We start from the raw sequence: 23,854 nt of genomic DNA, 5'->3' as shown, positions 1-23,854 counted from the left end.
AGCGCGCCCGAATCCCCTTGCGCGCCGGCCCGCGGCGCGCGAAGGTGGCCTCGGCTGGGGTGCCGCGCGGTCGCGCGGCTGAGATCAGACCCATCGAACCTGCCTGGATAATGCCAGCGAAGGAAGCCCGGAACCGGTGACGCCCTCCCCTCTCTTTCCTCCTCCAGCACCAGGCGCGCGCCCGCGCGTCGCGATCGTCGGCGCCGGCGTGATCGGGCTCGGCATCGCGTGGCGGCTCGCGGCCGCGGGATGCGCGGTCGCGGTGTTCGACCGGGGTGCTGCCGGCGCCGGGGCGAGCCACGCGGCGGCGGGCATGCTCGCCGCCGGGGTCGAGACGGAGCCCGGCGAGGACGCCCTGCTGCGCCTCAACCTGCTGAGCCGCTCGCTCTGGCCCGGTTTCGCCGCCGAGGTCGAGGCCGCGTCCGGAATCGGCGTCCAGCTCCGGACGGAGGGGACGCTGGTCGTGGCGCTGACCGCCGACGACGTCGGCCGGCTGCGCTTCAACCACCGCCTCCAGCAGGACGCCGGGGTCGAGACCCATTGGCTGACCGGCGGCGAGGTCCGCCGGCGCGAACCCTATCTGAGCCCCTCGGTCTCGGCGGCGCTGTACAGCCCGCACGACCATCAGGTCGAGAACCGCCTGCTGGCCGCGGCGCTGCGCCGGGCGGCCGAGGCGGCCGGCGCGCGCGTCCACGAGCACGCGGAGGTCGGCCGCGTCCTGGTCGAAGGCGGCCGGGCGCGCGGCGTCGCCGTCGGCGCGCAGGCGCACGCCGCTGACGTCGTCGTGCTGGCGGCCGGCGCCTGGTCGCGCCGCATCGAGGGCGTGCCCGACGAGGCCCGGCCGCCGGTGCGGCCGATCAAGGGCCAGATGCTGGCGCTGCGGATGCATGAGGGCGAGCCGCTGCTGCGCCACGTCGTGTGGACGCCGGGCGTCTACCTCGTGCCGCGCCTGGACGGGCGGCTGCTGGTCGGCGCGACGGTCGAGGAGCGCGGCTTCGACACCACCATTACCGCGGGCGGCATGCTGGCGTTGCTGGAAGGGGCCTGGCGCACGCTGCCGGGCATCGAGGAACTGGCGATCGAGGAGACCTGGGTCGGCTTCCGCCCGGGATCGCGCGACGACGCGCCGGTGCTGGGGCCGACCCCGGTCGAGGGGCTCGTGCTCGCCACCGGCCATCATCGCAACGGCATCCTGCTGACGCCGGTCACGGTCGACGCGGTCAGCCGGCTGGTCCTGGACGGGACGGTGCCGGACGGGATCGCGGGGTTCGGCCTCGACCGTTTCGCAACCGGAGGAACGAGATGAACGCAGACATCCGGGTCAACGGCCAGCCCGAGCCGCTGTCGGCGGCGACCGTGGCCGAGCTGCTGCGCAGCCGGGGCGTCACGGCGCCCAAGGGCGTCGCCGTCGCCGTCAACGGCGAGGTGGTGCCGTCGTCGCGCTGGGAGGAGCACCGCCTCGGCGCCGGCGACGAGATCGAGATCGTCCGCCCGTTCCAGGGTGGCTGAGCCGGCGGATGGAGGAGAAGGACATGGCCGACGAATTCACGCTCGCCGGGCAGGCGCTCGGCTCGCGCCTGCTGATCGGGACCTCGGGCTATCCCAACCGCAAGGTCATGCTCGACGCGATATCCGCGAGCGGCGCGGAGGTCGTGACCGTGTCGATCCGGCGGATCAGCCTCGAATCCTACGCCGAGAGCATGGTCGACCTGCTGGGCGGGCGCTGGCGGCTGCTGCCCAACACCGCCGGCTGCGCCACCGCGCGCGACGCCGTGCTGACGGCGAAGCTGGCGCGCGAGGCGCTCGGTACGGACTGGATCAAGGTCGAGGTGATCGGCGACCGCGAGACGCTGCATCCCGACGTCGAGCAGTTGCTGCGCGCGACCGAGGAGCTGGTCGCGGACGGCTTCACCGTCCTGCCCTACTGCAACGACGACCCCGTGACCTGCCGCAAGCTCGCCGACGCCGGCGCGGCGGCGGTGATGCCGCTGGGCGCTCCCATCGGCTCCGGCCTCGGGATCTGCAACCCGCGGGCGATCGAGCACATCTGCGCGCGCAGCTCGGTACCGGTGATCCTGGACGCCGGGATCGGCACGGCCTCCGATGCGGCGCTGGCGATGGAGCTCGGCTGCTCGGCCGTGCTGCTGAACACGGCCGTGGCACGCGCGGGCGACCCGGTCGCGATGGCGGCGGCGATGAGGGCGGCGGTCGATGGCGGGCGGCTGGCCCGGCTCGCCGGGCGCATCCCCCGCGTCACCCATGCCGAACCGTCGAGCCCGCAGCTCGGCCTGATCGGGACGTGAGGCGGCTGCCCGCCCCGCTTCTCGTCGTCACCGACCGCAAGCAGGCGGCGGCGGCGCTGGAGCGGGTGGCCGAGGCCGCCTTCGCGGGCGGCTGCCGGTGGCTCAGCGTGCGCGAGAAGGACTTGGCGCCCGAGGACCTCGCGGCACTCGCCCGCACCGTCGCGGCCCTGGGCCGCCCAATGGGCGCGACGGTCACGCTCCATGGCGAGGCCGCGGCGGGCCTGGCCGCCGGCCTGGACGGCGTCCACCTGCCGGCCGGCGGCGACGTCGCCTCGGCGCGGGCGCTGCTGGGGCCGGGCGCCCTGGTCGGCCGCTCGGTCCATGCGGCCGTCGAGGCCGCCTCGGCTGCGGCGGCAGGCGCGGACTACGTGATCGTCGGCCCGGTGTTCGCGACCGCCAGCAAGCCCGGCTACGGCCCGGCACTCGGCCTCGAAGGGCTCGGGGCGGCGGCGCGCGCGTGCCCCGTGCCCGTCGTCGCGATCGGCGGCGTCGATGCCGCCAATGCCGCCGCCTGCCTCGCCGCCGGGGCCGCGGCCGTGGCGGTGATGGGCGGGGTGATGCGGGCACCCGACCCGGCGGCGGCGGTCGCGGCGCTGCTCGCCGCGATGCGGCCTACAGCAGCATGACCTCGTCCTCCCGCCGGACCCGGAACCAGCGGCAGCCGTAGCTCTCCAGCTCGACCGTCACCGTGCCGTCCTTCTTCAGCGAGAAGGCGCCCCGCCCGAACAGGTCGATCAGCCCTTTCCACCCGGCGGCCTCCCCGACCTCGAAGGACAGGCTGCACGGCGCCTCGGCGAGGTTGTGGACGATGATGACGGTCCGCGGCCCCCAGTCGTAGCGCATCGCCAGCACGGTCGCCTCGCGCACCGGCAGCAGGCTCCAGGCGCCGCAGGCGATCTCCGGCGTCTCCCGCCGGCGGCGGATCAGGCGCTCCATCCAGTTCAGGAGCGAATCGTCGTCGCGGCGTTGCGCCGCCACGTTGACGGCTGCCGGCCCCCACCGCTTGCCCTCGACCATGGGGCGGCGCAGCCGGTCGGAGGGCGCGGTCGAGAAGCCGCCATTGTGCTCGTTCGACCACTGCATCGGCGCGCGCACGCTCATCCGGCCCGGGATGTCGAGGTTCTCCGCCATGCCGATCTCCTCGCCGTAGAACAGCACCGGCGCGCCCGGCAGGGCGAACATGAGGCTGTAGACCATCCGCATCCGGGCCTGATCGCCGTCCAGCATGGTGGGCAGCCTCCGGCGCAGCCCGCGGCCGAAGATCTGCATCTCCGGCTTCGGACCGAAGGCGCGGAACACCTCCTGACGCTCGGCCTCGGTCAGCTTGTCGAGCGTCCATTCGTCGTGGTTGCGCAGGAAGTTCCCCCACTGGGCGTCGGCCGGCAGCGACGGCAACGCGCGCAGCCCGTGGACCAGCGCCCCCGCGTCCTCGCGCACCAGCGTCAGCGCCAGGGACTGGTTCAGGTTGAAGTTGAGGCACATGTGCAGCTCGTCGCCGCTCTGGCCGCCGAAATACCGGCGCACCTGCTCCGGCTCCAGGTTCACCTCGCCCAGCAGCAGCGCGTCGCCCCGCCGCCGGCCGAGGAAGGAGCGCAGGTCGCGCAGCCAGTCGTGCGGCGCGAAGCCTTCCGGCTCGCGAGCGCCCCCGATCTCGAGCAGGAACGGCACCGCGTCGACGCGGAACCCCGAGACGCCGAGCTGCAGCCAGAAGCCGACGATCTTGCGGATCTCGTCGCGCACGGCCGGGTTGGTCACGTTGAGGTCGGGCTGGTGCTTGTAGAAGCGGTGCAGGTAGTAGCGCCCGGCGACCTCGTCCCATTCCCAGTTGCTCTCCTCCTGGTCGGGGAAGACCAGGCCGTCGGGGCCGTGCTCCGGGATCTCGTCGCTCCACACGTACCAGTCGCGATAGGGCGAGTCCGGGTCCGAGCGGGCCGACTGGAACCACGGGTGCTCGCAAGACGTGTGGTTGACCACGAGGTCGACGATGATGCGTATCCCGCGGTCGTGCGCGGTGCGCACGAACTCGACGAAGTCGCCGAGGCTGCCGAGCCGGGGATCGATCGTGTAGTAGTCGGTGACGTCGTATCCGTCGTCGCGGTTCGGCGAGGGGTAGAACGGCATCAGCCACAGGCAGCTCACGCCCAGCCCGGCCAGGTAGTCGATCCGCTGGATCAGTCCGGCGAAGTCGCCGATCCCGTCGCCGTCGCCGTCCTGGAAGGTCTCGACGTCGAGGCAATAGAAGACCGCGTTCATCCACCAGGCGTCGCTGGTCCGGGTGATGTCCATGGCGCCCCTTCTCCTTCCGGCCGTTGTGCCCGGCCAACACCCCCGCGACCGAAATCGTTGCGTGCCGCACCGCGGCGTTTGACGCGCAAGGCCGGCCGTCGGAAGCTCTCCGTCCCGTCGAGGAGGGATCGCCATGCATTTCGAACGCCGCGGCGGCCGACCGGTCGTCGACCCGTCGAGCCGGATCGCCCCCAACGCCGTGCTGTGCGGCGACGTCACCATCGGCGCCAACTGCTCGGTCGGCTTCGGCGCCGTGATCGTCGCCGAAAGCGGGCCGGTCCGCATCGCGGATAACTGCGTCGTCATGGACACGGCCGTCATCCGCGGCGTGCGCGGTGCCCCCGTCACGATCGGCAGCAACGTGCTGGTCGGCCCGCGCGCCTGCCTGACCGGCTGCACCGTCGAGGACGAGGTGTTCCTCGCGACCGGCGCCACCGTGTTCAACGGCGCGCGGATCGGCGCCCGGACGGTGGTCCGCATCAACGGGATCGTCCATCTGCGCACCGTGCTGCCCGCGGGGTCGGTGGTGCCGATGAACTGGGTCGCGGTCGGCGACCCGGCCAGCATCCTGCCGCCCGACCGGCATGACGAGATCTCGCGGCTCCTGAAGCCGCTCGACTTCTTCGGCACCGTGTTCGGGGTCGAGCGGCCCCCGCCGGGAGAGACGGTCATGCCCGCGCTGACGGCGCGCTACGCCGCGTTCCTGCGCAGCCACGGCGAGGACGTGCCGCTGGCGGAGAACGACCCTAGCGGAACCGGTCGATCACCGTGATCCCCGCGCCGGCGTACCGGTCCATCGCCGCCAGCGCCGCGCCCGCCTCCTCGATCGCGATCCGCCGCGTCACGAGCCGCGCGGGGTCGAGGCGCCCGGCCGCGATCATCTCCAGCAGGGCCGGGAAGCGGTTCGCCGCCATGCCGCGCGTCCCCATCAGCGAGATCTGCCGGGAATAGACGAGGTCGAGCAGCGGCAGCGCCGGCTCGGCATGGCGGCCGAGCGGCATGCCGATCTGGACGTGGCGGCCCAGCTTGCGCAGGCCGCGGATGGAGTTGTGGAAGGTCTCGGTGATGCCGAGCGCGTCCACCGACACCTGCGCCCCGCCGCCGGTCAGCTCGCGCACCGCCTCGCCGACGTCGCCTACGGCGCCGGCGTTCAGCGTGAGGGTGGCGCCGAGTGCCCGCGCCATGTCGAGCGCCTCGTCGTTGACGTCGACCGCCAGCACCGCGGCGCCGAGCGCAGCACCGATCGCCACCGCCGACAGGCCGACCCCGCCGCAGCCGTGGACGGCCAGCCATTCCCCCGGCCGCAGATGCGCGCGGTCCGCCAGGGCGCGGAACGACGTCGTGACCCGGCAGCCCATGCCCGCCGCTTCGACGGCGCCGACGGCGTCGGGCAGGCGCACGAGGTTGAAGTCGGCATGCGGGACCGCCAGGAACTCGGCGAAGGCGCCCCAGGCCGAGAAGCCGACGACGTGCTGGTTCGCGCACACCGTGGGTTCGCCGCCGAGGCAGTCCGGGCAGGCGCCGCAGGCCAGGATGAACGGGGCCGTGACCCGGTCGCCGACCCGGACGCGCCGGCACTCCGGCCCGACCGCCTCGACGACGCCCGCGAACTCGTGGCCGGGGACATGGGGTGCCGCGACGTCGGGATCGGCACCCTTCCAGGCGTGCCAGTCCGACCGGCAGACCCCGCAGGCCTCGACGCGGACGACCGCGCCGTCGGCGGGGCAATCGGGGTCGGCCACCTCGACGATCTCGAGCGGCGCTTCGAAGCGGTTGAAGATCGCGGCCTTCATCGTGGGGGGCTTCCTTCCTCGGGAGCGGACCGGAGGGCGAGCGCGATCACGCGCAGCGTCTCGCCCCATTCGACGAGGGAGGCGGCCTCCTCCGGCGTCGCCCAGCGCACGGCGTCGACGTCGTCGCCCGCGACCGGTTCGCCGTCCGGAGCGTCGGCCGCGACCTCGACCAGCGTATAGTGATAGAGCACCGCGCCCTCGGCATCGCGGGTGATGCCGTCGACGACGGTCACGACGCCGGCCGGGACCACGTCCAGGCCCGTCTCCTCGCGCACTTCCCGGACCGCGGCCTCGGCCACGGTCTCGCCGAGATGCTGGGCGCCGCCGGGCAGGCCCCACTGGCCGAGCCGCGGCGGACGCCCGCGCCGGACGAGCAGCACGCGCCCCTGCCGGCGCACGACGACGCCGACGCCGACCCAGGGACGGTCGGGATACTCCCGGCGCGAAGCGTGGCTCATCCCGTGCGCGGCCAGGGTTCGCCCTCGAAGGCGGCGTCGACGGGCACCCGCAGGGCGGCGGCGAGGCGGTTGGTCTCGTTGGCCATGCCGACGACCGCCATCAGCTCGCCCAGCATGTCGTCGGTGGCGCCCTTGGCGCGCGCGGCGGCCGAATGGCTCGCGATGCAGTATTCGCAGGAATTGGTCATGCTGACCGCGAGGTAGACCAGTTCCTTGGTCAGCGGGTCGAGCGCCCCGGCCCCCATCACCTCGCGCAGGTCGCGCCATGTCCGCGCCAATGTCGGCGGATGATGCGCGAGCGCCTTCCAGAAATTGTTGACCCGGTCGGTCCGGCGCGTCGCCATGATGTCGTCGTAGACGGCGCGGACCTCGGGTGAAGCGTCCTCGTACTCGATCACGGATGCCCCCGGCGTTCGTCGCGGATCGGCAAGGGCCGGGATGCGCGGCGGCATCCCGGAACCCTCGACGAGCACGCCTCAGTACATGTGCTGGCCGCCGTTGATCGACAGGGTCGAGCCGGTCACGAAGCCGGCATCGTCGCCGACCAGGAACAGGACGCCGCGCGCGATCTCGTCGGCGCGGCCGAGGCGGCCGACCGGGATCCTGGCGACGATCTTCTCGAGCACGTTCGCCGGCACCGCGCGCACCATGTCGGTGTCGATGTAGCCGGGGGCGATCGCGTTGACGGTGATGCCCTTGGCCGCACCCTCCTGGGCCAGGGCCTTGGTGAAGCCGTGGATGCCGGACTTGGCCGCCGCGTAGTTGACCTGCCCGTACTGGCCGGCCTGGCCGTTGATCGAGCCGATGTTGACGATGCGGCCGAAATTGCGCTCGCGCATGCCGTCGATGACCGTACGGCACATGTTGAAGCAGGAGGTGAGGTTGGTCTGGATCACCTCGTTCCACTGCTCGAACGTCATGCGGTGCATCACGGAGTCCCGCGTGATGCCGGCATTGTTGACCAGCACCTCGACCGGACCGAGATCGGCCTCGACGCGGGCGACGCCGTCGCGGCAGCCGTCGAACTGGCTGACGTCCCATTTGTAGGCGGCGATGCCCGTGCGCTCGGTGAAATCGCGCGCCCTCTCGTCGTTGCCGGCGTAGACGGCGGCGACCTTGTAGCCGGCGTCCTTGAGACCGACAGAGATCGCCTCGCCGATGCCCCGGGTTCCGCCGGTAACGATTGCAACTCGTGCCATCACTCCCTCCCTGTAGCGCCACGGTGTTGTTTCGACGATGCAGATACCCCTACCGATGGCCGTCCACCCTCGGGGCGATACCCGCGCTGCGCGAGCGGCACGTCGCCACTTCCATCGTCGACGAGCGATCACCTGGGTTTCGACGGACCCGGATCAAGGATCGGCACGACGGATGCGGCGAGGTGCCGCGGCGCGACGTCAGTCGCGGGCGACGCACATGGCGATGCCCATGCCGCCGCCGATGCACAGGGTGGCGAGGCCCTTGCCCGCGTCCCGCCGGATCATCTCGTGCAGCAGGGTCGTGAGCACACGGGCCCCCGAGGCGCCGATCGGATGGCCGAGCGCGATCGCGCCGCCGTTGACGTTGACCTTCGACGGGTCCCAGGCGAGGTCCTTGCCGACCGCGCAGGCCTGGGCGGCGAACGCCTCGTTCGCCTCGATCAGGTCGACGTCGTCGATCGTCCAGCCAGCGCGCTCCAGCGCCTTGCGGCTGGCCGGGATCGGCCCGACGCCCATGATGGAGGGATCGACCCCGGCGGTCGCCCAGGATACGATCCGCGCCAGCGGCTTGATCCCGCGCCGCGCCGCGTCCGCATCGCCCATCAGCACGAGGGCGGCCGCGCCGTCGTTGATGCCGGACGCGTTGCCGGCGGTCACGGTGCCCTCCTTGGAGAAGGCCGGGCGCAGCTTGGACAGGGTCTCGAAGGTGGTGTCCGGCTTCGGGTACTCGTCGGCGTCGACGACGGTCTCGCCCTTGCGGGTCTTGATCGTGACGGGGACGATCTCGTCGCGGAAGCGGCCGGACCGCTGGGCCTCGCCCGCCTTGCGCTGGGAGTCCGCGGCGAAGCGGTCCTGGTCCTCGCGCGTGATCTGCCACTGCTGGGCGACGTTCTCGGCGGTGCTGCCCATGTGGTAGCCGTTGAAGGCGTCCCACAGCCCGTCGCGGATCATGGTGTCGATCATCTGCGTGTCGCCCATCTTGACGCCGTTGCGCAGATGCATGCAGTGCGGCGCCTGGCTCATGCTCTCCTGGCCGCCGGCGACGACGACCGACGCGTCGCCGAGCCGGATCGCCTGGAAGCCGAGCGCGACCGTGCGCAGGCCGGAGCCGCAGAGCTGGTTGATGCCGTAGGCCGTCCGCTCGACCGGGATGCCGGCGTTGATCGCGGCCTGGCGGGCTGGGTTCTGGCCCTGGCCGGCGGTCAGGATCTGGCCCATCACGACCTCGTCGACCTCTCCGGCCTCGACCCCGGCCCGCTCGAGCGCGGCGCGGATCGCCACCTCGCCCAGGGCGTGGGCCGTCTGGGAACTCAACGTTCCATTGAAGGAACCGATGGGCGTCCGAGCGGCGCTGGCGATAACGACCTCGGTCATGGGTGCGCTCCTTGGCTGATGGCCGTCGCGCCGCTCGCGCGTCGCTCGCGCGAGCCGGGGCGGCCATATCTCGTGGGCTTCGTCTGGGTGCTTCAACCCTAGCCGCGCCCCGAAGGTCGCGCAACACGCGAAACGGCGGTTTTCCGCCCCGTCCGCCCGCGCGGGGCGCAGCCTACCCCGAAGGAGGTAGGCTGCGCAGCCAGTCCAGCAGCGGCTCCCAGACCAGCCGCTCGGCCTCGCCCGAAACGACGAGGCCGATATGGCCGAGCGGCGGCTCCAGCGCCTGCGCGCCCGGCACCGCGGCGGCCAGCGCCCTGGCCGAGCCCGGCGGGACGATGCGGTCGCGCCCGGGGATCACCGCCAGTGCCGGCATCGCGAGCCGGGCCGGCTCGACCGCGCGGCCGGCGACCCGCCAGCACCCGCGGCCGGGCTCGTTGCGCCCGTACCAGCCGGCGATGCACTCGCGGGCGACGGGTGCGGCGAGCGGCACGCCGTCGTTGAGCCAGTCCTCGAGCGCCACGAAGGCGCGGGCCTGCGCCCCGTCCGGATCCAGCTCCGCGAACCGCGCGAACTTGCGCGCGGCGAGCATCGGGTCGACGGCGGCGAACATGGCCTGCAGCCAGTCGACCGGCATCTCGCCCCAGGCCGCGAGCGCCGGCTCCAGGGGTTCCAGCATCGCCGCCGCCCGGCGGGCTGCCGACGCGTCGGCGGCATGGAAGTCCCAGGGCACGGCCAGCAGGCCGAGGCCCCGGACCAGGTCGGGCCGGCGCCCGGCCAGTGCCGCGGCGAGCAGGCCGCCCATGCAGTAGCCGACGACCGCGACCGGGCCGCCGGCGATCCCGGCGGCGGCCGTCACCGCCGCCTCCAGGCGCCCGGCCACGTAGTCCGTCAGCCCGAAGCCGCGCTCGGCCGGCCCGGGCCGGCCCCAGTCCAGCAGCAGCGGGCGCACTCCCCGGGCCGCGAGCCAGCGCATCAGGCTGCGCTCGGCGGAGAGGTCGAGCACGTAGTGCCGGTTGACCAGCGACGGCACGAACAGGGCGGTCACCGCCCCGCCTCCGGACGCATGGTCCAGCAGCCGCGACCCGCCCTCGTTCCATGCGGCCGGCGGGTCCGGCAGGTCGCGGCGGTAGGGATGGCGGCGGTAGCGCTCGACGCCGGTCAGGACGGCGTCGGCCCGCCGGCGCATCTCACGGTCGACCGCCTCCCGGAGTGCTGCCGGCGCGGCCGCGGCCACCTCGCGCGCGAGGTCCGCCGCGCGGTCCCGGAGCGCCGGACTCCAGTTCGGCCAGCCGCTGCTCAAGAGCGCCAACCCGGCCGGAGAGCTCAGCAACGGCGTCAGCGACGCCGCGAGATGAAGCGCCAGCGGCCTCGGCCCCAGTCGGCGCGGCGGGCCGGGATCGGGTTCCCGCCCCGGGGGGGTGCCCTTCATCGGCATGCTCCGTTACGGCTCGCAGGAAAGCCTCCGCCGCGCCCGTGCCGCTGCCCATCAGCCGGAACAGGCGGGCGAACGCCTCGGCCGCTTCCGGATCGGCCGCCGTCGCCGCCCACTGGTCCTGCCAGAGGTCCACGCACCGGCGGGCGAGCTCCTCGATCGAGGGCGGTTCGGAAGAGGTCTGTTCGGCCATGGGTACTACTATAGGAGCGTCCGCGGGTGTCTGGCCAGTTCCGGAACCGGCCGCCGAAACCGTTGGCTGCGGCAGAATGCTTGCATAGCGGATGGCGCTTCGCGTACTCCTAATGTGCCGAAAATACTCGCGACGCAGCCACCGTGTTGAAAGCAGCGCAGATGCCCGAGAAAGACGACGCCAAGGCCGCTCCGATCACGATCAAGAAGTATGCCAACCGGCGCCTCTACAACACTGCGACCAGCAGCTACGTCACGCTGGACCACCTGTGCCAGATGGTGAAGAACGGGCAGGACTTCGTCGTCTACGACGCGAAGACGGGCGAGGACATCACGCGCTCCGTGCTGACCCAGATCATCGTCGAGGAGGAGAGCAAAGGCCAGAACCTGCTGCCGATCAGCTTCCTGCGCCAACTCATCGGCTTTTACGGCGACAGCATGCAGTGGGTGGTTCCGCGCTACCTCGAGTACAGCATGCAGTCATTTTCGCGCAACCAGGACCAGATGCGCGACTACTTCCAGAACGCCTTCGGCGGCATGTTCCCCTTCGGCACGCTCGAGGAGGTGGGCAAGCAGAACCTCGCGATGTTCGAGCGCGCGATGCGCATGTTCGCCCCCCTCTCCCCGGAGGGCAGGCCCGGCGAAGCCGGCCAGCCCGAGGCGATGCGCCCGCGCGCCGACAACGACCGCGCGCTGGAGGAGATGCAGCGCAAGCTCGAGGAGCTGCAACGCCAGCTCGTGACCATCAGCAAGTCCAAGGGCGAGTGAGGCTGGCTCCGAGTGAGGCTCCGGGCGCCGGAGCCTACTCCGCCAGCTCGGCGAGCGGCATCGGCAGCCAGGGACGATGGGTGGTCGGGCGGCCGAAATGCCAGCCCTGGAGCATCGTGATGCCCTCCCGGCGCAGCAGGGCCGCGTCGGCAGCGTCCTCCACGCATTCGGCGACGGTCTCCAGCCCGAAGCTCTGGGCCAGCGAGATCAGGCTGCGGATGAAGACGAGGTTGTCCGGCCGGGCCGGCAGGCCGCGCACGAAGGAGCCGTCGATCTTGACGATGTCCACCGTCAGCGACTTCAGGTGCCGGAACGAGATGTAGCCGGCGCCGAAATCGTCGAGCGCGACCTTGCAGCCGAGGTCGCGCGCGCTGGCGACGAAGCGGGCCGTCTCCTCCAGGTCCTGGATCGCCGCCGTCTCGGTGATCTCGATGACGAGCCGGCGGGCGACCGCGGGCGCGTCCCGCAGCAGGGCCACCAGGGTGCGCAGCCAGGCCCGGTCGGTCGCGGTGATGCCCGAGATGTTCATGGCGAGCGTGATGTCGGGTGTGCGCGCCAGCTCCTCGACCACCATCTCCAGCACCCGCCGGTCGATCAGCCGGGTCATGCCCAGGCGCTCGGCCACCGGGATGAACTCTCCGGCGCTCGCGAGCCCGCCGTCCGACCGCACGATCCTGAGCAGGCATTCGTGGAAGCGCACGCCAGCCGTGCCGGCGTCCACGACCGGCTGGTAGGCGAGCACGAGCTCGTCGCGCTTGAGCGCCCTCTTCACGCTCTCGCCGACCTTCAGCATGCGCCGGTGGTCGGCCTGCTCGGCCTCGCTCATGCGGTAGCGCACGAACCGGTTCTGGCCGAGACGCTTCGCCTCCGCGAGCGCGGCCTCGGCCTTGCCGATCGCCTCGGTCGGGGTCTTCACGTATTCGGGGTAGGAGACGCCGCCGATCGACACGGTCACCGGCACCGGCCCGAGGGACGTGCGCAGGGGCTCGTCGCGGAACTGGGCCACCAGGGCGTTGGCGACCGCGTCCAGCTCCTTCTCGCCGCACTGGTCGAGGGTGACGCCGAACACGTCGCCGCCGATGCGCCCGACCGTGTCGCTGGCGCCCACCGCCCTCTCGATCCGCTGGGCCGCCGCGACGATCACCGCATCGGCGGTGGCGTAGCCGTAGGCGTCGTTGACCTCGCCCAGCCGGTCGACGTCGATGAGCAGGAAGCCGCCCGTCCCGGAATAGCGCATCGCGTGGGTGATGCTCTGCTGGAGGGCGTCGCGCAGCCGCGCCCGGTTGAACTGGCCGGTCAGGTCGTCGAAATTGGCGGACAGCTCCAGCCGCGTCTCGTAGGCCTTGCGCCGGTCGATGCGGCGCAGGACGCCGCGCAGCAGCAGCGGCCTGCCGTCGTGCGAGAACTCCGCCTGCGCCCGGTCGTGCACCCAGCAGAACGAGCCGTCGGGCCGGCGGACCCGGTATTCGAGGTCGTAGGGCTCGCGCGTGCGGTAGTACCGGTCGAGCGCCTTCAGGCGCCCCGGCAGGTCCTCCGCGTTGATGCGGCCGTTGAAGCCGTCGCCGCTCGCCACCCGGTGGCGGCCCGGCCCGAACAGGGCGGCGCAATCTCCGACCCAGGCGACGGCGTCGGTCACGAGGTTCCATTCGTAGCCGACATCGCCCGCCGCGGCCAGAATCGCGGAGATCCGTGTCACGTCGCTCGGTTCAACCGTCATGCACGGCGCTGCCCGTCCGGAATCCGAAAAGGTACCCGACAGTTGAGTACCAATAATCTTTACGGATCCTTAACCCGCCAGAAAGAGGTGCTCAACCCAGGAATACGATATCGCCGTCGAGCATGAACAGACAGACGCAGGTCGCGTCCGGCCCCCCGGCGGCGTGGTGCTCGGTTCCGCCCCGATAGGCCGCGACGTCGCCGAGCCCGTAGGTGCCGTACTCGTCCACGAAGGAACCGGTCAGGACGAGCAGCAGTTCCTCCGCCGTGTGGCGGTGCGCCGGCACGGGGGCGCCCGGTTCCATGCGCAGCAGGCAGGCGCGGGTCCCGGCGGCCTCGACCGTCCATTCGGACAGGGCAACGCCGGGCGCGATCCAGTTCCAGGCCCGCTCGCCGCACGGGAAGCCGCGCCAGCCGCGAAGCGGCAGCGGCACGTCCCCCGCCGGGGCGGGACCGGCCGGGGCCGGCTCCGGCGCCGCCTCGTCCAGCAGGGCGAGCACCCGGTCCAGCATCGCGTCCAGCCGCGAGCCGCCCGCCCCGCCTCCCCCGCCGGTCCCGGTCCCGGTCCCGGTCCCGGCCTCGGGCAGCGCCTCCAGCAGGCGCCCGCAATGGGCCTCGAAGCCGGCGACGACGGACCGGCAGGCCGGGCAGAAGGCGAGATGGGTCGCGACGAACGCCGCCTTGGCCTCGCGCAGACCGCCTCCGGCATAGCCCAGCAGCATGTCGGGGTCGGGGTGATGGGTGGGCAGCGCGGTCACGCCGTCTCTCCGATCGTTCGTCTCAGCCTGGTCAGGGCGAGGCGGATACGTGTCTTGACAGTCCCCAGGGGTATGCCGAGGACTTCGGCCACCTCCGAGTGGCTCCTCCATTCGAAATACGACAGCCGCAGGATTTCGGATTGGTCCGGCGGCAGGGTTTCGATCGCGGACAGGAGGAAGCGGCGGCTCTGCTCCTCGACGGCCGCCTCCTCCGGCGTGCCCTGCGGCGGCCGCCGGAACAGTGGGTCCTCGGGGTCCGGCTCCGGCCGCGCCTCGCGGCGGATGCGGTCGATGAAGCCGTTGCGGGCGATCGCGAAGACCCAGGCTGCCGCCGGTGCTATGGCCGGGTCGAACTGGTGGGCCCGCCGCCAGACCGCCAGCATGGCCTCCTGGACGGTCTCCTCGGCGACCTGCCGCGAGGCGCCGAGGCGCAGGCAGTAGGCTTCGACCCTGGGCGCGAAGTACCGGAAGAGTTCGGTGAACGCGGCGCGGTCCCGGTCGCGCGCGACCGCCGCGATCAATCCCTCCAGGCCACCGCCTGCCGGGGCCGTATTCTCTTCGCCGCCGGGCGCCGCCATGCCTTCGAGCCCCGAACCCTCGTCCACCCCCGCTACCTACCACTGCGACGGCCCGGAGGCCAGCCGGAACGCGCGGCCATGTCCGTCCGGTCAGGCCCTGGCGTCGAGGAGGGCGTTCAGCGTGGCCGTCACCTCGTCGAGATCGTAGGGCTTCTGGAAGAACGCGGCGAAGACGCCGGGATGACGCAGGACGACGTCGCCCGGGACGGCGCTGGTCAGCACCACCGGGATGGCGTCGCGCCCCTGGCGCGCCCGGATCTCCAGCGCCAGGTCGAGGCCGTTGAGCCGCGGCATCATGTAGTCCGTCACCACGACGTCGATCCTCGTGGTGCCCAGGATCTCGAGCGCATGGCGGCCGTCATAGGCCTCGATCACCGAGAATCCCGCGTCGTCGAGGGCGCTGGCGACCATCATCGCCACCAGCGGCTCATCGTCTACCACCAGGGCCACCTTCATGACGACGCCTGCTACCGTGGTGCCGGGTCGGACGGTCCCGGCAGGTTGGCATAACCCGACAGCAAGGCCTCCGCGCTCTCGCCGGTGTCGGAGACCTCGACGCCCCCGGCGCCGATCGTGAACTCCATCAGGCGCGGATCGTAGCCGCTGTCGCGGACCTTCAGGATCGCCAGCAAACGGTGGACCCGCGCCCGGACCTCCGCGAACCGGAGCAGAAGCAGGTTCTCGACGATGCTGGAGATCTCCGGGACCGGGGCGTCGACCGCCCCGCCGAAGAGCCGCGGCGTCTCCCACGACGCGAGCATCGTCACGCCGCGGGTCCGCAGTTCGTTCAGCAGCGCCGTGGTGAAGGTCATCAGCCGCGCCGGATCGGCCGCCGCGCGCTCGAGGCCGCCGACCCCGTCGAGGAACACGCGCCGCGCGCCGCGCCGCTCCACCGCGTCGAGCAGGCGGTGCCCGAGCTCGTCGAGCAGGTTCTCGGTCGGCGGGAACCAGAGCACGTCGAGCGCGCCGGACCGCGTCAGGCGGTCCAGGTCGACGCCGACCGACGCCGCCTTCAGCGCGAGGCGTGCCGGCGTCTCGTAGAACCCGAAATGCAGCCCCGGCGCCTCCGGCGTCGAGCATCCGAGGAACTGGAGCCCGAGAGTCGTCTTGCCGGTGCCGGACGCGCCGAGCAGCAGGGTGGCCGAGCGCGCCGGAAGCCCGCCGCCCAGCATCGCGTCCAGGCGCCCGCTGCCGATCGACGCCCTTTCGACGTCGGCCGCGTCGTCGCGGGACGGCTGCGCGTACTGCGCTTCCAGCCGCGCGAAGACGACGACGCCGCGCCTGGTGATGTCGAACTGGTGGAGGCCGCGCAGATGCGCGCTGCCGCGCAGCTTGCGGATCTGCAGGCGCCGGACCGCCCGCGCCCCCATCAGTTCGTCGGTCAGCCCGATGATGCCGTCTACCATGGTGTGTTCCGGGCTGACCTCGTCCAGGCCCGCGCTCGTCAGCATCAGGAGGGTGCAGCCCACGAACTCGGCCTGGCCCTGGAGTGCCTGCAGGCAGCGCTTCAGGTCGATGTCGGAGTCCGCGGTCTCGCGGACGTTCAGCAGGCCGTCCAGCACCAGGAGCGAGGCGCGCTGGCGCTTCATTTCGGCCCGCAGCAGCCCGATCAGGCCGTCGAGCCCATCCTCCGACAGCGCCCGGTTGGCATTCACGTAGTAGACGCCGTCGCCGATGGCGCTCCTGTCGAAATACTCCAGCGTGCCGAGGTTCTGGAACATGTGGGTGTGGCTCTCGGCCAGCAGGGTGACGTAGAGGACCCGCCCGCCCCGGCGCACGTGATGGAAGCAGACCTGGTTGGTGAGGATCGTCTTGCCCGTGCCGGGACGCCCCTGGATGACGTAGGCACCGCCGCGGACGAAACCTCCCCCCAGGATCAGGTCGAGCCCTTCGATCCCCGTCGTAACCCGCTCCAACGCGTCCACCATGCCCAAGTCTCCGAAGCTCCGGTCGTAAGGTCCGCCGAAGGCGGGCACTTGTCAAACATCCACGCCATCCGCCGCCGGACCGGCCTCGCGGCCATGCTATCGGCACTTTCCGCGGTTCTACTTCTTCCGCGGCGGACGCGGACCGGGTTCGAACGCGCCGGCCGGCTCCTCCAGATATGTAGAAAACAGTTGGTTTCCGAGGCTTTTCCGGCAACCGTCTGAAAGAATGGCGGACCGGGCCTCGCCCGGAAGACGAGGACGGCTCATATGATGGTTCCGACCGGCCTCCGGCGCGGGGCCCGGCATGGGGTACGCAGGAAACGGGGATGACCGTCCTGAAGCAGATCGTCGTGATCGCCGTCCTGGCCCTGGCCGGGACGGCGGCCTGGTTCGCCTGGCCCGGGTCCGAGGACCCGACCGTCGGCGCGGCGGGCGCGGTCGCGCCCGGGCGCGGCGGGGGCGGCCCCGCGCCCGTGGTCCTGGCGCCCGTGGCGGCCGGAACGGCCGAGACCCGCATCCGCGCGGTCGGGACCGGGCAGGCGGTGCAGGCGGTCACGCTGCATCCCGAGGCCGCCGGCACCGTGCGGGAGATCCTGTTCTCCCCGGGCGACCGGGTCGAGGCCGGCTCCGTGCTGGTGCGCCTCGACGAGGAGGACCAGCGCCTCGCCGTGGACCTGGCCCGCAGCGAGCTGGCCAACGCCGAGCGCTCGCTGGACCGTTTCGAGCAGCTCCGCCCCTCGGGTGCGGCTTCCGCGATCGAGCTCGACACCGCGCGCTCGGCGCTCGTGACGGCGCGCAACCGGCTCGCCGCCGCCGAGCTGGCGCTGACCCGCCGCGTCGTGCGGGCGCCGTTCGCCGGCGTGGTCGGCCTGACCGATGCCGAGATCGGCGCCCAGGTGACCGCGTCCTCGCCCCTGACGACGCTGGACGACCGCTCCTCGGTCCTCGTGACCTTCGAGCTTCCCGAACGCTACGCCGGCCGGATCGCGCCGGGCCAGCCCGTCGCCGCCACCACGGCCGCCTTCGCGAACGAGCGCTTCGGCGGCGTGGTCCATGCCGTGGACAGCCGGGTCGGCGCCGCGACGCGTACGTTGACGGTCCGGGCCAGGATACCCAACCCCGACGACCGCCTGCGTCCCGGCATGGCGTTCGCGGTGACGCTGGAATTCGCGGGGCTGGAGTACCCGGCGGTTCCCGAACTGGCGATACAGTGGGACAATAGGGGCTCGTTCGTGTGGAGGGTGTCGGATGGCACGGCCGGGAGGGTTCCGGTGACGATCATCGAGCGCCATGACGGGACGACCCTGGTCGAGGGCGACCTTGCCGCGGGCGAGCGCGTCGTCGTCGAGGGCGTGCAGAGGATGCGCGACGGCGCGGCCGTGGCGCCCGCGGGCGCGGCCCGCCCGGGGGCGGGTCCGCCAGCCGGGGCCGATGCCGGGGCCGATGCCGGAGCCGATGCAGGGCGGGCCGCCCGCCCGAGCAGCTGAGGCGCCGAGATGCAGACACCGTCCAGCGACATCGCCTCCCTGTGCGTCCGCCGCCCCGTCCTCGCGATCGTCCTCAGCCTGCTGATCGTCGTCGCCGGCGCCGCGGCGATCCTGGGCGTCGAGGTCCGCGAGCTGCCCAACGTGGACCGGCCGGTGATCACGGTCCGCACGGACTACGCCGGGGCGGCGCCGGAAACCATGGACGTCCAGGTCACCAGCGTCGTCGAGGGGGCGGCCGCGCGCGTGCCGGGGGCCACGTCGATCTCCTCGTCGAGCAGCTACGGCGAGAGCCGGGTCAGGATCCAGTTCGACCCGTCCATCGACCTGCAGGCCGCGGCGAACGACGTCCGCGACGCCGTCGCCCGGATCGCCGGCCGGCTGCCCGAGGACGCCGAGGACCCGATCGTCGTCAAGGCCGACGCCGACGCCCAGGCGGTGATGCGCCTCGCCGTCACCTCCGCCACGCGCCCGATCGAGGACCTGACGGACCTCGTCGAGGAGCAGGTCGTGGACCGGATCGCCGCGGTCGGGGGCGTGGCGGACGTGCAGACCTACGGCCTGCGCCAGCAGGTGATCCGCGTCGTCGTCGACCCGGTGGCGCTGGCGAGCCGCGGGATCTCCGCGACCGACGTCCGCGACGCGCTGCGCGACGCGGCGTCCGACGCCCCGGCGGGCACGCTGTCGACGCGCAACCAGGAACTGATCCTGCGCGCCGACGCGCGGGTGACCTCGGCCGAGGAGGTGGCACGGCTCGCCATCGGCCCGACCACGCGCCTTTCCGACATAGCGACCGTGATCTCGGGACCGGCGGTCCCGCAATCCTCCATCCGCTTCGACGGGCGCAACGGCGTCGGGCTCGGCATCATCCGCCAGGCCCAGTCCAACACGCTGTCGATCTCCGCGGACGTGCGCGCCGCGGTCGCGACGCTCGAACGCACGCTGCCCGACGACGTCCGGATCGTCGTCACCTCCGACGACGCGACCTTCATCGAGGGGTCGGTGCGCGAGGTGGCGCTGACGCTGCTGCTCTCGACCGCGATCGTCGTCGCGATCATCTTCGCCTTCCTGCGGTCCTGGCGCACGACCCTGATCCCCGCCGTCACGGTGCCGGTGGCGCTGATCGGGACCGTCGCCGCGATCTGGCTGGCCGGCTTCTCGATCAACATCCTGACCCTGCTGGCGCTGGTTCTGGCGACGGGCATGGTGGTCGACGACGCCATCGTCGTGCTCGAGAACATCGAGCGGCGCCGCGCCGAGGGCATCGGGCCGCGCGCGGCCGCCGTGCTCGGAACCCGCCAGGTCTTCTTCGCCGTCATCGCCACGACGGCGACGCTGGCGTCGGTGTTCGTCCCGATCTCGTTCCTGCCGGGCACGGCGGGCCGGCTGTTCACGGAATTCGGATACGTCCTGGCGGTCGCGGTCCTGCTCTCCTCCTTCGTCGCCCTGACGCTGTGCCCGATGCTGGCTTCGCGCCTCGTCGGCGGCGGAACCGGGGGCCACGCGGCGGGGCCGGGCGAGCCCGCGCGGGAGGGGGTCGGCCAGCGGCTGTACCGCGTGCTGCTCGACGCGGCGCTGGGGGCGCCGCTGGTGGCGCTGGCGCTGGCCGTCGGCTTCGCCGTCCTGGCCGCCGGCACCTTGCGCAGCCTGCCCCAGGAGCTGACGCCGGCGGAGGACCGCGGCTCGGTCCTGATCCGCGTCTCGGCGCCCGAAGGGGTCAACCTCGACTACACCAACCGCCAGATGCTGGAGATCGAGGAGATCGTGGCCCCGCTCCTGGCCTCCGGCGAGGCCGTGCGCTCCTTCGCGATCGCGGGCTCGGGCGGTTCGGCGAATTCCGGCTTCTTCATCGTCACGCTGGCCCCCTGGCATGAGCGCGCGCGCAGCCAGCAGGAGATCGTGCGCGAGTTGACGGACCAGTTCTCGGCCATGCCCGGCGCCCGGGTCATGATCTTCGGCGGCAACAGCCTGGGCATCCGGGGCGGCGGTTCCGGCCTGCAGTTCGCGCTGACGGGATCGGACTACGGCCGGCTCCAGCAGGCGGCGGAAGAGCTGATCGTGGCGATGCAGGAGAGGCTGCCGCAACTGGACTCGCCCCGCCTCGGCTACGAGACGACCCAGCCCCAGATCTCGGTCCGCATCGACCGCGAGCGGGCGGCCGACCTCGGCATCGCGGTGGCCGACATCTCCGCGACCCTGCAGATCATGATGGGCAGCCGCGACGTCGCCGAGCTGCGCGCCGGAAGCGACATCATCCCGATTCTCCTCGAGGCGCCGGCCGGGACCGTCGACGATCCCGGCGACATCGAGAACCTGTACGTGACGACGAACGACGGCCGGGTGCTCCCGCTGTCCTCGCTGGTGACCCTGGAGGAAGTCGCGGTGGCCTCCGAGCTGGAGCGCGAGGCTCAGCTGCGGGCCATGCCGGTGACCGCCGGCTTGGCCGACGGCTACGCGATGGGCCAGGCGGTCGAGGACGTCAGGGCGCTCGCCGACGAGGTCCTTCCGCCCGACATCGGCCTGCTGCTGACAGGCGAGGCGGCGACGCTGGAGGAGACGTCGGGCAGCATGGCCTGGACCTTCGCCTTCGCGATCCTGGTCGTCCTGCTGGTGCTGGCCGCCCAGTTCGAGAGCTTCGTCAGCGCCGTGGTCATCGTGCTGACGGTGCCGTTCGGGCTGGCCGCGGCCGTGCTGGCGATCTGGCTCTCGGGCGGCTCGCTCAACATCTACAGCCAGATCGGCCTCGTGATGCTGGTCGGGCTGATGGCGAAGAACGGCATCCTGATCGTCGAGTTCGCCAACCAGCTCCGCGATGAGGGATACCGGGTGCACGACGCGATCCGCGAGGCGGCCCTGGTCCGCCTGCGGCCGGTGCTGATGACGATGATCTCGACCGTGCTCGGCGGCCTGCCGCTCGTGCTCGCCAGCGGGGCCGGGGCCGAGGCGCGCGAGGCGCTCGGCTGGATCGTCGTCGGCGGCCTCGGCATCTCGACGCTGTTCACCCTGTTCCTGACCCCGGTCGCCTTCCTGCTGCTCGCCGGGCTGTCGAAGCCGCGCGCGGCCGAGGAACGCCGGCTCGACCGCGAGCTCGGCGAGGCCGAAGGGCGCCCGCGGATCGCCAACGATCCGCCCGACGGCCCACGGGCGGCGGCGGCCGAATGACCCCTGCGCAGGGAAGCCTCCCCATGGCCCGGCAGCCGTCCCGCCCGCGCGTCCCCGCGGCCCTGCCCGGACTCCTGCTCGCGCTCCTGCTCGCCGGCTGCGCCGCGCTGCCGGCGGCCGAGCGGCCCGACGTCCCGGTCCCGGCCAACTGGAGCCGCCCGGCCGGGCAGCCGGGGCCCGCCGCGGCCGAAGGCGCCGACTGGTGGGACAGCTTCGGCTCGCGGGAGCTGAGCCGCCTCGTCGCCGCGGCGTACGGCGCCAACCCGGACCTGGCGGCCGCCGCGTACCGCATCGCCCAGGCGTCCGCCCTGGTCCGCGTCGCCGGCGCCGACCTCTACCCGAGCGTCGAGGGGGCCGGGTCGGGATCGCGGAGCTGGCGCGGCGAGGGCGGCAACCGGACGACCGACAGCTTCCGCGGCACCTTCGACGCGAGCTACGAGGTCGATCTCTGGGGACGCAACCGCCTCGGCGCCGAAGCCGCCCTGGCCGAGCGGATCGCCAGCGAGTACGACCGCGAGGCGGTGGCGCTCAGCCTGTCGGCGGAGGTCGCGACGGCCTATTTCCAGTACCTGTCGCTGGGCGACCGCATCGAGCGGACCCGCCGCATCCTCGCCACGGCCGAGCGCGTCCTGGCGCTGGTGGAGCAGCAGGAGGCGCTGGGCGTCGCCTCGGCGCTCGAGCTGGCCCAGCAGCGCGCCGCCGTCGCGGCGCTGCGCGCCACGCTGCCGCAGCTCGAACAGCGGCGCGCGGAGACCCGGAACGCGCTCGCCACCCTGCTGGGCCGGCCTCCGGGCGACCTGCGGATCGAGGCCTCGACGCTCGCCACCGTCGAGCTGCCGCGCGTCGCCGCCGACCTGCCCGCCGACCTGCTCGAGCGCCGGCCGGACCTGCGCAGCAGGGAGGCGGCGCTGGCGGCCGCGAGCGCCGATGTCGGCGCCGCGCGCGCGGCGATGCTGCCCTCGATCCGGCTGACCGGCAGCACCGGCTTCGCGAGCGACGCCCTGTCCGAGCTCTTCTCCCCCGCCGGCCTGCTGGCCAACCTCGCCTCCGGCCTGGTCGCGCCGGTCTTCGACGCCGGCCGCCTGGCGGGCCAGCGCGACTTCAGCGAGGCGCGCCGGGCCGAACTGGTGCAAGCCTATCGCGGAGCGGTGCTCGCGGCGTTCCGCGACGTCGAGGACGCCCTGGCCGCGATCGAGTTCCTAGCCGCGACCGAGGAGGCCCAGCGCGCCGCCGCCGCAGCCGCCCGCCGCGCCTACGAGCTGGCGGAGGCGCGCTACCGCGCGGGCGTGGTCAGCTTCCTGACCGTGCTGGAGACGCAGCGTACCCTGTTCCAGCAGGAGGACACGCTGGAGCAGACGCGCCTCGCCCGCCTCAACGCGGCGGTGAGCCTCTACCGCGCGCTCGGCGGCGGGTGGTGAGCGGCGGCCGGCGGGAACTGGAGACGGAGCCATCCGCATGGGACGATCCCAACGCCTGCTCGACCTGATCCAGGTTCTCCGCCGTCACCGCCTTCCGGTGAGCGGCCGGACGCTGGCGGGCGAACTGGGCGTCAGCCTGCGCACGATCTACCGGGACGTGGCGACGCTGCAGGGCATGGGCGCGCCGGTCGACGGCGAGGCCGGACTGGGCTACGTGCTGCGCCCGGGCTTCGTGCTGCCGCCGCTGATGTTCACGGACGAGGAGATCCAGGCGATCGTGCTCGGGTCGCGCTGGGTGGCGAAGCAACCCGACCATGCCCTGTCGGCGGCGGCGCTGGACGCGCTGGCCAAGATCGCCGCCGTGCTGCCGGACGACCTGCGCGACGACCTGGAGGGCAGCACCCTCCTCGTCGGGCCCCGCCCGCCGACGGCGGAGAGCATCGACCTCGCGGCCGTCCGCAAGGCGATCCGAAGGGAGCGGAAGCTGCGGATCGTCTACGGCGACGCCAACGCCGCCGTGTCGGAGCGCGTCGTCTGGCCCTTCGCCCTCGCCTTCTTCGACCGGACGCGCCTTCTCGCCGCCTGGTGCGAAGCGAGGCAGGATTTCCGTCATTTCCGGACCGACCGCCTGATCGAACTCTCCGAGACCGGCGAACGCTACCCGCGGCGCCGCGCCGCACTCCTGAAGGAATGGCGCCGCAAGGACGGGCACGGCGCGGAGATGTGAGGCTGCTGCCGCTTTCTGGCAGCAGCGCCGCCTAGGCTGGTCCGGCAACAAGGGAGACGGACCATGGACCATCGAATGCCGAACCTGCTGATCCTCTACGTGGAAAACCCGACGCAAAGCGCCGCCTTCTATTCCAGGCTCCTCGGGCGCGAGCCCGTGTTCGCCGTACCGGACTACGTCGCCTTCGACCTGGGGACGGGCTTCATGCTGGGGCTCCTGTCGCGCACCTCGCCCGATGCCGTGTCCAAGGAAGGCTTCGAACTCGCCTTCATGGTCGG

The 23,854-nt window shown here is 72.6% G+C and carries 23 protein-coding genes and 1 riboswitch; of the genes, 11 read left to right on the top strand and 12 right to left on the bottom strand.

From position 1 onward, the window contains the following. Positions 1-45: 45 nt before the first annotated feature. Positions 46-142, top strand: a riboswitch (TPP riboswitch). From thiO to VGO20_RS04140, 4 genes are all read left to right on the top strand, one after another. After that, entirely contained in the window at positions 137-1,306 is a 1,170-nt protein-coding gene (gene thiO, locus VGO20_RS04155; protein ID WP_327501030.1) for a glycine oxidase ThiO, read from the top strand. (Overlaps the previous riboswitch by 6 nt.) Continuing rightward, entirely contained in the window at positions 1,303-1,509 is a 207-nt protein-coding gene (thiS, locus tag VGO20_RS04150) for a sulfur carrier protein ThiS (protein WP_327501029.1), read from the top strand. Before thiO ends, thiS begins: the two co-directional genes overlap by 4 nt. Positions 1,510-1,532: 23 nt before the next feature. After that, positions 1,533-2,303, top strand: a complete 771-nt coding sequence (gene thiG / locus VGO20_RS04145; RefSeq protein WP_327501028.1) for a thiazole synthase — start codon at positions 1,533-1,535, stop codon at positions 2,301-2,303. Next, on the top strand, positions 2,300-2,929 hold the full coding sequence (locus VGO20_RS04140; protein ID WP_327501027.1) for a thiamine phosphate synthase: 630 nt from the start codon (positions 2,300-2,302) through the stop codon (positions 2,927-2,929). Before thiG ends, VGO20_RS04140 begins: the two co-directional genes overlap by 4 nt. Here VGO20_RS04140 and VGO20_RS04135 read toward each other — a convergent pair. Next, a complete protein-coding gene (locus VGO20_RS04135) occupies positions 2,916-4,589 on the bottom strand; it encodes an alpha-amylase family protein (RefSeq protein ID WP_327501026.1) in 1,674 nt (557 codons plus the stop codon). The genes VGO20_RS04140 and VGO20_RS04135 overlap by 14 nt on opposite strands. A gap of 133 nt (positions 4,590-4,722) precedes the next feature. On the opposite strand from VGO20_RS04135, the gene VGO20_RS04130 reads away from it, so the two are divergent. Continuing rightward, positions 4,723-5,361, top strand: a complete 639-nt coding sequence (locus tag VGO20_RS04130) for a gamma carbonic anhydrase family protein (protein ID WP_327501025.1) — start codon at positions 4,723-4,725, stop codon at positions 5,359-5,361. On the opposite strand, the gene VGO20_RS04125 is transcribed toward VGO20_RS04130, so the two are convergent. The 6 genes from VGO20_RS04125 to VGO20_RS04100 all read right to left on the bottom strand — a co-directional run bounded on the left by VGO20_RS04125 (position 5,336) and on the right by VGO20_RS04100 (position 10,842). Further along, positions 5,336-6,382 (bottom strand): zinc-dependent alcohol dehydrogenase family protein, encoded by a 1,047-nt coding sequence (locus VGO20_RS04125; RefSeq protein ID WP_327501024.1) that lies wholly within the window; start codon positions 6,380-6,382, stop codon positions 5,336-5,338. The two genes, VGO20_RS04130 and VGO20_RS04125, sit on opposite strands and share 26 nt — an antisense overlap. Next, entirely contained in the window at positions 6,379-6,840 is a 462-nt protein-coding gene (locus tag VGO20_RS04120; RefSeq protein ID WP_327501023.1) for an NUDIX hydrolase, read from the bottom strand. Before VGO20_RS04120 ends, VGO20_RS04125 begins: the two co-directional genes overlap by 4 nt. Beyond that, positions 6,837-7,292, bottom strand: a complete 456-nt coding sequence (locus VGO20_RS04115; RefSeq protein ID WP_327501022.1) for a carboxymuconolactone decarboxylase family protein — start codon at positions 7,290-7,292, stop codon at positions 6,837-6,839. Before VGO20_RS04115 ends, VGO20_RS04120 begins: the two co-directional genes overlap by 4 nt. A gap of 24 nt (positions 7,293-7,316) precedes the next feature. After that, complete coding sequence (phbB, locus tag VGO20_RS04110; RefSeq protein WP_327501021.1) at positions 7,317-8,039, bottom strand: acetoacetyl-CoA reductase; 723 nt, start codon at positions 8,037-8,039, stop codon at positions 7,317-7,319. Between the two features lie 198 nt (positions 8,040-8,237). After that, the gene (locus VGO20_RS04105) at positions 8,238-9,413 is read right to left on the bottom strand and encodes an acetyl-CoA C-acetyltransferase (protein ID WP_327501020.1); all 1,176 of its coding nucleotides are present in this window, start codon (positions 9,411-9,413) and stop codon (positions 8,238-8,240) included. Between the two features lie 172 nt (positions 9,414-9,585). Next, complete coding sequence (locus tag VGO20_RS04100) at positions 9,586-10,842, bottom strand: alpha/beta fold hydrolase (RefSeq protein ID WP_327501019.1); 1,257 nt, start codon at positions 10,840-10,842, stop codon at positions 9,586-9,588. 357 nt (positions 10,843-11,199) lie between these two features. On the opposite strand from VGO20_RS04100, the gene phaR reads away from it, so the two are divergent. Continuing rightward, positions 11,200-11,805, top strand: a complete 606-nt coding sequence (gene phaR, locus VGO20_RS04095; protein ID WP_327501018.1) for a polyhydroxyalkanoate synthesis repressor PhaR — start codon at positions 11,200-11,202, stop codon at positions 11,803-11,805. A 34-nt stretch (positions 11,806-11,839) separates the two neighbouring features. Here the strand turns inward: phaR and VGO20_RS04090 are convergent, their stop codons facing one another. From VGO20_RS04090 to VGO20_RS04070, 5 genes are all read right to left on the bottom strand, one after another. Then, complete coding sequence (locus VGO20_RS04090) at positions 11,840-13,522, bottom strand: putative bifunctional diguanylate cyclase/phosphodiesterase (RefSeq protein ID WP_327501017.1); 1,683 nt, start codon at positions 13,520-13,522, stop codon at positions 11,840-11,842. Between the two features lie 91 nt (positions 13,523-13,613). After that, positions 13,614-14,279, bottom strand: a complete 666-nt coding sequence (locus VGO20_RS04085; protein WP_327501016.1) for a cupin domain-containing protein — start codon at positions 14,277-14,279, stop codon at positions 13,614-13,616. Beyond that, entirely contained in the window at positions 14,276-14,884 is a 609-nt protein-coding gene (locus VGO20_RS04080) for a sigma-70 family RNA polymerase sigma factor (protein WP_327501015.1), read from the bottom strand. Before VGO20_RS04080 ends, VGO20_RS04085 begins: the two co-directional genes overlap by 4 nt. A 63-nt stretch (positions 14,885-14,947) precedes the next feature. After that, positions 14,948-15,313 (bottom strand): response regulator, encoded by a 366-nt coding sequence (locus VGO20_RS04075; RefSeq protein ID WP_327501014.1) that lies wholly within the window; start codon positions 15,311-15,313, stop codon positions 14,948-14,950. A gap of 11 nt (positions 15,314-15,324) precedes the next feature. After that, entirely contained in the window at positions 15,325-16,785 is a 1,461-nt protein-coding gene (locus VGO20_RS04070) for an ATPase domain-containing protein (protein WP_327501013.1), read from the bottom strand. 326 nt (positions 16,786-17,111) lie between these two features. Between VGO20_RS04070 and VGO20_RS04065 the strand changes: the two genes are divergently transcribed. The 5 genes from VGO20_RS04065 to VGO20_RS04045 form a co-directional block, all read left to right on the top strand. Continuing rightward, entirely contained in the window at positions 17,112-18,272 is a 1,161-nt protein-coding gene (locus VGO20_RS04065) for an efflux RND transporter periplasmic adaptor subunit (protein ID WP_327501012.1), read from the top strand. 9 nt (positions 18,273-18,281) lie between these two features. Continuing rightward, positions 18,282-21,431 carry an efflux RND transporter permease subunit gene (locus VGO20_RS04060; RefSeq protein ID WP_327501011.1) on the top strand — a complete coding sequence of 1,050 codons (3,150 nt, stop codon included), beginning with the start codon at positions 18,282-18,284 and terminating at the stop codon, positions 21,429-21,431. 23 nt (positions 21,432-21,454) lie between these two features. Next, positions 21,455-22,849: an efflux transporter outer membrane subunit gene (locus VGO20_RS04055; RefSeq protein ID WP_327501010.1), complete on the top strand. Its 1,395-nt coding sequence runs from the start codon at positions 21,455-21,457 to the stop codon at positions 22,847-22,849. A 37-nt stretch (positions 22,850-22,886) separates the two neighbouring features. After that, the gene (locus tag VGO20_RS04050) at positions 22,887-23,576 is read left to right on the top strand and encodes a helix-turn-helix transcriptional regulator (protein WP_327501009.1); all 690 of its coding nucleotides are present in this window, start codon (positions 22,887-22,889) and stop codon (positions 23,574-23,576) included. 63 nt (positions 23,577-23,639) lie between these two features. Next, positions 23,640-23,854: VOC family protein (locus VGO20_RS04045; RefSeq protein ID WP_473964853.1), on the top strand; the 215-nt coding region annotated here is incomplete at its 3' end.

The organism is Arenibaculum sp., from assembly GCF_035998295.1.
In the GTDB taxonomy this organism is placed as follows: domain Bacteria; phylum Pseudomonadota; class Alphaproteobacteria; order Azospirillales; family Azospirillaceae; genus DASYHS01.
Note: the sequence above shows the minus strand (reverse complement) of the source record. Positions and strands in the feature narration are given on the sequence as shown.